Below are 8,064 nucleotides of genomic sequence, written 5' to 3'. Positions count from 1 at the left end.
TGGGAACATATCGGGCACCGCTGGCGCGGTGCCCTTGCCCTCTTCGACATTCAGCCGCAGCTCTCGCTATCAACAATCTCCTTCGCAAGAGCGTACTGTAATTGTGGCGGTGCTGCTAGGTATCGTCCGGGCCGGAGTCCGTGACGTACCGACTCCAGTCCTCAATATTTCACTGGGTGTGATTGGATCGCTGACTTATAGTATCGGGGCCCTGCTACTGGTCAGTCTCATTGATGCAGCAGGCCAGACTGGGTCACCATTAGCGAAATCCGTTATTAACAGACTTCGTAGTGGATACAGGGACAAAAACGAGTAACGCACTGTTCGTTCAGGCCTCGATAATGTGATCGTAGATCTGCTCGGTGGTCTGGATCGAGCGGTGCCGGAGCCGGTTTCGCACGTCGTAGAGTGTGTTCCCACTCTCGTGGTTCATCATCCGGTAAGCGACGCCGTGGCGGAGTGCGTGGGGTGACACGTCGGCTGGGTCGCCCCGCGTCCCGTCGACCTTGTACGGCCGCACGTCGGCTTCGACGGCGGCTTTTTCGACGACGTTGCGGACGCCCTGGGTGGTGATGCGGTCGCTCGATCGGGACGGGAACAGCGCGTCCGGGTCTTTCCAGCGCGTGTTCAGGTACGTGGTGAGCGCGCGTGTGGTATCGCTTGCGAGCGCAAGCGTCTTCGGGGGCGGGGCGTTCTCGTTGGGGTAGTCCTTCTGGATCTCGGTCGGCAGGTAGAGTTTCGCGTACTGCTCGCGAAGGAACTCGACGTCGACGGCGACCAGCTCCCCAACCCGGAGGCCGGCATCATACAGCAGTGCGATCATCGCGTCATTGCGCTCGGCGAGGTAGTCGGCGCTGGCCTGGAGGACGGCCGTGCGCATCTGGTCGACCTGCTCCGGTGTCACCCACACTTTCGCACGAACTTGGGAATCTACAGACTTGGCCATGAAGGTGCAACCTCTTTATAAGCGAGATGGGCCGCAAGCACTTCGAACTTTGGACTCTATATGTAGAGTCCTAAGTTCATTTTGGAGGTCAGGGTGTGCGTTCATATCTAAAGCTTTGGACACATTCACCCAACCACGAAACACCAGTTGGGTGCGATACCGAATTTTCACTCGAAACCCGGTGTGTTCGGTAAGTGTGTACTGACTTCTATGACAAGTCTTCAAGCTGCCTCCATCTCTTATCCTGCAATGCTGGTTCTGTCGGGCCACAATCCTTTCTATGCCAAGCTCGGTTCGATAATCATCAATTAAGAATAATATATGTAGCACTTTAGGACGTGTACCTAGAGAACCTTCTTCCCAAAGTTAACAGAATTAGTATATATGTATGCTGGAATAGCGTCCATTCAATGTCGGACAGTATATTTATATACTGTGAAGTTGTACATCAATTTGATGTCGGACCCGAGTACACCTGATGGTAACAGAGCAGAAGAGGTCCCCGAATCCCACCGGATCCAGTTCCGGGTTCCCGGATTCTTGGCCGCACAGATGGAAGACTCGATGGAGGAGCAGGGATACGACAGTCAGTCCGAGTTCATCCGGGCATCGCTCAGGCAGTTCATGCACGCACCGCATGCATCCGACGCCCGACGTAGACAGGTCCCCAACGTGATGCAGGCCTACGACGACATTGATGTACCGCTGTCGATGGCTCGTCAGTGGGTACTCGACGGAAAGATATTCTTCCACGGACGATACGCTGGACCGCTCACGTCACAGGCCGCAGTTAAGGAGATGCTCACCGAACGCCTCAACGACCCGGATGCTGACTTCGACAAGTCGCCCGGTCATACCGATGATGCGGTCACGCTCGGCAATTTCGAGACGATTCGCTCTGAGGGAGCACTAGTCTACATCCCCGCATCCAACACTTTCAGCGAATCGTCGTTCGAGAAGGAATCCTACGGTACCGCTACTGGATTCCATGGCAACCTGGCTGCAATCTCGTATTTCAAGCCGGGGACGAGCATTGATGTCGTCCCCGTCGAAAGCGACGGTGGCACGCGGCTAATCAAAATGATGGAGCCCGAAGCAGTCGTGACGGTTACTCCACACACTGCCCCACGTCTGTTCGATCTTGAGGATGTCGGGGGTCAGCACACGGTACATCACATTAACCAGGATGAGGTCAAGCAGGTAATCGTCGACACGTTCCGCCGCGAGTGGGGCACTGGTCCAGAACCATACAAGTCGACGATGCCCTGGGAATGACTAACGTACTCAGGTAGTCTAACCAGTATCCCTTCTGGTTGGATATCTCGGGCGGATCGTGAGTTAGTGGGTAAAGTCATATTCTAACGCGAATGCTAAATCTGAGTGGCTGCTGTCCGAGTATACTGGCGTATGGTATACTCACACGCGAAGGTTCAGGTAGCCATACTCACAAAGGATAACTACAGATGGCCGATACGACCATCGGCGTCTCAGATGAGGTGAAGGCCCGCCTCGAACCCGTCAAGGAGGAGTGGGGCGCGACCTCTTGGGACGACTTCATGGACGATTTGGTAGAAAAGAACGTGGATATCGACCCGGAGCAACTTGACGGGGCGGCCGTCGAGAAGCACGAGCGCGTTGAGAAAACGCGTGCTACGGCTGTCGGCGTTCTCGAAGCGCTTGACGAGGCCGACATGGTCGATGAGGCCGTGGAGATTATCAAGGAGATGAGTCAGCAGCGGATGCTCGCTGAACACCAGCAAATCGTCCGTCATTTCCTTGAAAAATCCCGAAACGGGGAACCACCGAACGAGATGGACAGGCTCCTCGCCCGAATCATCATCAAGACTGAGGGCGTCCGCGATCAGGAGACGGTAGCGGCCGAGATCGCGCGTGGCCTATTCAACGAATCGACGACAGCCGAACGGACGACGACACAAGAGATCTCCTCTAGTAGTCGGGATCAAGACGACAGTTCGCTTCTGGAGGATCAAGACGAAGTTTCCAGCAACAGCGACTCGCTGTTCACCGGCGTTGAGGACGTTAACGACGAGATCTAATCAACTATGACCGATACCACCCAGACCGTTACGACTGCACAGTTTGATGATCAGGCGCGCTCTCAGGGCGATGGAGCTGACGCTGTAGATGCCCTTGTCCGTGAATTCAGCCAGGAGGCTGGAAAACGTGTTGGGGCCGCGTTAGCCGAGGAAATTCATAATGACCCTGAGGCCCGCCGCGCAGCCGCGACAGGAGCAGGCGTCGGCCTCGGCGTCGTCGTAGGCATAGGGCTTCTGGCCCTCCTTACCCAATAGAACCGACGCAAGCACCGGTGTGTCTGTAACTACCGGCAGTTACCATGTTGCACGATAAAAAAATTACTACCAGTTCCGCGACTCGGCTATTTTCGGAAGTCACACTCAGCGAGAAGTAATTCGACTTCAATGACAGCACGGACACCACCGAGTCTCAGACGTTGGCTCCGTCTTCCCGATGCTGCTTGCCGTGGTTCTCCAGATAGGTACGACAGAAGCGCTGTGCGTTGTCTAACAGCCAGTCTTCTGCGTCCCAACAGTCGCTGACATCAACATCGAGGTCTTTGATTTCCGCCCCAGTCTCTCGGTAGTACCGATCGGCGTGTATCGTTCCTTCGTCATGTTCTGAATTATCGACTTTCGCCACCTCTACTCGAGTCCCGTCAGATAACTCGAAGAAGAGGATGACAGCGAACGACTCGACATTGTTCGTACTCGGGGTGTGCCGAGCGCCGATGAGAAATTGTGTGTCTCGAACTGTTTCTGCGTCGTATTCGTAGGTAAACTCAGATTGTGTCATATATATTGTGTCATATTTTGGCCGCAAAGCCGCCCCACAGTATCCCCTAATATCTCCACGAACTTAAATGTTGCCTTCCTAACTGTTGAGGTGTGAGTTCGGTAGTTAATATATATAATTCGACTGCTTGGGAAACCGTTATACCGTTGAGCCACATACACAACGGTAAGGAGAATAGAACGATGTCTCAAATCGATTGGTCACAGACCCAGCGCGAAGATGATGAGCGTACGGCCCGGCGTGCTGACATGGCCCGGGCTCTCGCCAGGGGCGGGATGGATGGTGTGCAGGTCCTCAGCTTGGAGAGTGCTGAAAAAGTCCTGACGCCCAAGCGGCGCGAACTCATCGAGACCCTCCGCACTCACGATATCGACTCTGTCCGTCATCTGGCCCGGTGTGTCGGGCGTGACAAAGGACAGGTTAGCCGTGATCTGGGCATCCTCGCCGAACACGGTGTCATCAAATACGATGAGGACGGCCGGGCAAAGCGCCCCTACCTCGTCCAAGAACACATCACTGTCGAGCCGATCTGACCACAGATGCAGGAGCCATCCTGGAACGACCTCGAGGCAGTCCGCCAGCGTGTCCGGGAGCTAATGGACAAAGAGCGCGACCTCTTCGACACTCTCGACGAGTGATTTCTGTTTTCTGGTGTCCCAGCGTACCGCCGAGCGTGAGCGACCACGAAGGTGTTACCCACAACACGCGTGTCCGCACCCAGTAGTCCGGTCTGCCCCACCCGTTCTATGTCCTCTGGGCTTCACGGTTTACCAGAGAATCTGCCATTTTCCAGGCCTTCAAGGAATATGATATATCGAGAGTGTGTAGGTGAATTGGATCAGTCGTCAGCTAGATTTACCGACTTGTCGACAGTCGCGAGCGATTGCTGGGCGAGTGCGGTCTGTTCGGTCCGGACACCAAACTGCACCACTTGGTCCGGCCCAGATGGAGCGTCGCAGAGGATTCTGGCGACGCGAACCCAGGGGTTGATCCGCGGACATTCCCGCCGTAGCACGTCAAAGTCGACGGGATAGGCGAATGCGGCCCCGACCGGGTCATCGAGGTCGCCCAGCCGCCTCGGCTCGTCCAAGAGAACGTCGGCCACCTCCCAGAGCAGTTCGGTCGCTGTAGTTGCGCCGGTGGCAATTGGTTCGGGGCAGATCCGGTCGCCCCGTTCGTCGTCCTGGAACGGCAGCGCCAGCCGATACCCGCTCTCGGTCTCGCGGACGAGATCCAGCGCTGCCAGCACGTCGACGTACTTCCGGAGCGACCGCGTCGACACGTCGGCTCGGGCGGCCAGTTCCGTCTGGGAGAGCGGTTGCTCGGCCTTCAGCAGCGTCGCGACCGCCGCACTGACCGTTGGCGTCGCGTCAGGCAAGAGGCGGGCCGGCCCCAGCTGGGCTAGGGCGTATCGGACCTCGTCGAGGCGCAGGTCTCGCGGTGTATCCTCACGCTCCAGCCAGTGGAGACCATCGGCAACGGCATGGGGACTAGCCGCCAGCGCCCGGCACAGCGTCACCGCCTCACGAGTCTTGTGGAGATTCTTCTGAGAACACAGTCGTGATATTGTCTCGGCATAGGCTTCGGGACCAGCCGTCCCAATCGGCAGGCGAACGGCGATCTCGGGCGCGTCTTCCCGAGTCGGTCGGTTAGCGCTGCGGAGGTAGCCTTCGAGATGCTGCCCGAGGTCGCTGGCGTGGGGACCACGAATCGTTAGCGAGCCGATGTACTCGCCGAAGGGATCGGCTGCGTCGACGTCGACGAGTGGGGCCTGGCGGACTTTGTCCGGCCGCTGTTCGTAGAGTTGGCGGTAGACCGTGTGATCACGATACTGAGACTGGATCTGGGCCTCATGGAGCAGCGTCGCCCGAATGGAATCCAGCGTGTCGTGATCCAGCCCCGGCGCCAGCAGGAGTTCGCGATGGATGGTCACGCCGGCTTCATCCAGCAGATGGACGATCGAGCCGGCCAGGCCATGCGCTGACTGCATGATCCGGCCCCGGAAGGCATCGCGATCAGCATACTCCTTGTGTTGGAGGTCCGTCGTCATTGCCGCGAGCTCCTGGCCCCACTCGATGAGGTTGTCCAGGAGGACTTGTGGGTCGGTTTCAGCCTCCTCGGGGAAGCCACCGATACACCGGCAGTACCGGGTTTCGACCGGGTCGAGGTCGATGTTCGCCAGCCGATCGGCGGGGAGCGCCGCCTGCAGAACCTTCGGCGTCGATAAAGTCAGTGCAGTGCTCACCACGTGTTGGAGCGGCGACGTCACCCAGTTCGACAGCACCAGTTCGTCGCGATCGGCGTCGTAGCTGGCATAGCGAGTCCGCCGTTGCTCGGCATCGGTCGCATCAAGTGGCGCGTCAACGGTCGTAACGCCGCCGCTGCGGCCGGTGCCGGCGATCGCGGCGTGCTGTGATCGGGACAGCCAACGGGTGCGGTAGGGGCCGGCGCCGTCGGCGTCGCGGTCGGCGGCGTCGTCGGGGGCATCCCCCCCGGCCCTCGTGTGTGCGGGATTACACGGCCTGTCAGGCTGGCTTCCGGTTTCGCTAAACAGGGCATCGAGTTCTTGCGACCGGTCGTGATCGGCGTCCAGCGTGCCCAGATACGCCGTTCCCAGCGGAAGCAGTTCGATACGCTTTGCGGTGCGGGGCCCGTAGCGCTCGACGAGTGCAAGCTCTTCGAGCGTTCCCAGCAGCTGGCTGACACGGCTTTTGCTGACCGTCGCCTGGGCAACGAGTTCATGATAGGACAGCGTATGCGCCGGCTCAGCAGCGAGTGTCCGGAGGACCTCGATGGCCCGGCCGTCGGGATCAAGCTGATCGTGGGCCTCGCGAAGTCGCGTCGAGGGGGCCCGGCTATCCCGCCCGGCGATGCACTGGGCGCTAAACGAAGCGGGGAGATCATCGCGATGCTCAGTGCGCAGCCAGCTAGCCACCAGGCCGGTCATGGTCACGCGCACATCCGCCACCCGGCCGAGCGCACACAGGAACCACAGCGTCGTCTCGCGTTGCTCGCGTCGGCGGTCGCGGAAGCCCTCGGGCAACAGCACCGAAACCGTCGGCACGATTGCAGCGGCATCCAGCGCCGCCAGCGGGCCGTCCGTGATGAGTTCGATCGGCAGGTGGCCGAGGTCGGTCGCGCCGTCCTGGCCGATCCCGGCAACCAACTCCAGTGCGTTTTGATGGGCGGGATCCTCAGCCGGCCGATCAAGCGCCGCGAGGACGGTAGCGAGCCCGCCATCAGCTGCGGTGACGCCGGCCTCCCGAAGCGTCGCGGCCCGATCGGCGTGGGTTGCCCCCTGACAGAGCTCACGCACGGCCGCGACCAGCGCGTCTTGGAACCCGTTCGACGTGGCGATCTCATGCCAGAGGTCGGCCGGCGCGCTGTTGGCGGTGGCGTGAATGTCGGCCCGCACGTCTCCGCCGTCATTCAGCGACGGTGTCAGCGAGCCCGCTGCCGTCTCAAAATCGAGTGAACGGTCTGCGTCGTACTGAAAGTCCCCGTCGAGCGTGCCAAAGCGACGCTCCAGGTAGGCATCGGCCTCGTCGCGAAGAACTGCCCGGCGCTGCTCGCCCCACTGGTCGAGCCGCTCGTCGACGAGATTGCCGAACACATCATGGTAGCCAGCGTCCTGCTCGAGGGAGGTCGTCGGAACCGTGCAGTCAATTTCGTCTTCGAGCCGGCCGTAGTCATCAACGGTACCGACATACTCCCCGAGTTCGCCGGCGCGCCGCGCGAGCAGTCGCGCGCGTTGCTCGCAGGCGACCTGCCAGTCCCCAGCCGTGGCCTGGGCTTTGATGCTCCCAGGGTCGCGGCTGTGCCCACAGCGGGGACATTCGACGCGGTCCTGCTGGTGGTAGTGCTCGGCCACCCAGAGTGACTCGCACTCGCGGCAGCCAAGCACGGCAAATCGGTCGGGAGAGTGGGTCGCGCCGGCCATGCTCAGGGCTGACTACAGACACGGCTCTTGCCATGCGGGCAGGCACGCTCCCCTGCGAGAGACAGCGCTACCGCTGTCTGTGGGGAACGCTTATTAGCCAGGCTGGAGAAATGAGACGTAAGCCGCGAGGGAAGTGTTGGTGCACTGGGACCCTCGCGGGGCGTCCCATTTTCCAGGCGTTTGGTTCTGAGCCTGTCGTGTCGCTGTAGCTGTTCAAACGGCGCTAACTTAAGTACTAGCCCCGCCGCCCGGGCGGTGTTCAGATAAGGATGAATAGCGAGGCGGTGTGTTTTCTGAGTGCCTATGCCCGAAAACACACGCCTCGGCGGAAGTATCGACCAGATCG

The 8,064-nt window shown here is 59.7% G+C and carries 6 protein-coding genes; 3 read left to right on the top strand and 3 right to left on the bottom strand.

All coding sequences use genetic code 11. The features are described from left to right. Nucleotides 1-328: 328 nt before the first annotated feature. Complete coding sequence (locus BMX17_RS24140; RefSeq protein ID WP_092665005.1) at nucleotides 329-946, bottom strand: tyrosine-type recombinase/integrase; 618 nt, start codon at nucleotides 944-946, stop codon at nucleotides 329-331. 456 nt (nucleotides 947-1,402) lie between these two features. Between BMX17_RS24140 and BMX17_RS24135 the strand changes: the two genes are divergently transcribed. Together BMX17_RS24135 and BMX17_RS24130 are read left to right on the top strand one after the other, a co-directional pair. Further along, the gene (locus tag BMX17_RS24135; protein ID WP_092665002.1) at nucleotides 1,403-2,221 is read left to right on the top strand and encodes a ribbon-helix-helix domain-containing protein; all 819 of its coding nucleotides are present in this window, start codon (nucleotides 1,403-1,405) and stop codon (nucleotides 2,219-2,221) included. 188 nt (nucleotides 2,222-2,409) lie between these two features. Then, nucleotides 2,410-3,003: a hypothetical protein gene (locus BMX17_RS24130; RefSeq protein WP_092665000.1), complete on the top strand. Its 594-nt coding sequence runs from the start codon at nucleotides 2,410-2,412 to the stop codon at nucleotides 3,001-3,003. Between the two features lie 409 nt (nucleotides 3,004-3,412). Here BMX17_RS24130 and BMX17_RS24120 read toward each other — a convergent pair whose 3' ends face one another. Next, the gene (locus BMX17_RS24120; RefSeq protein WP_092664993.1) at nucleotides 3,413-3,778 is read right to left on the bottom strand and encodes a DUF7718 family protein; all 366 of its coding nucleotides are present in this window, start codon (nucleotides 3,776-3,778) and stop codon (nucleotides 3,413-3,415) included. A 182-nt stretch (nucleotides 3,779-3,960) separates the two neighbouring features. On the opposite strand from BMX17_RS24120, the gene BMX17_RS27175 reads away from it, so the two are divergent. Further along, on the top strand, nucleotides 3,961-4,311 hold the full coding sequence (locus BMX17_RS27175) for an HVO_A0114 family putative DNA-binding protein (protein WP_244515105.1): 351 nt from the start codon (nucleotides 3,961-3,963) through the stop codon (nucleotides 4,309-4,311). 305 nt (nucleotides 4,312-4,616) lie between these two features. On the opposite strand, the gene BMX17_RS24110 is transcribed toward BMX17_RS27175, so the two are convergent. Continuing rightward, nucleotides 4,617-7,718 carry a DUF5817 domain-containing protein gene (locus BMX17_RS24110; RefSeq protein ID WP_092664990.1) on the bottom strand — a complete coding sequence of 1,034 codons (3,102 nt, stop codon included), beginning with the start codon at nucleotides 7,716-7,718 and terminating at the stop codon, nucleotides 4,617-4,619. Between the last annotated feature and the right edge of the window lie 346 nt (nucleotides 7,719-8,064).

The organism is Halorientalis persicus (genome assembly GCF_900110215.1).
Classification (GTDB): Archaea; Halobacteriota; Halobacteria; order Halobacteriales; family Haloarculaceae; genus Halorientalis; species Halorientalis persica.
This window is presented reverse-complemented; position numbering and strand designations above follow the sequence as displayed.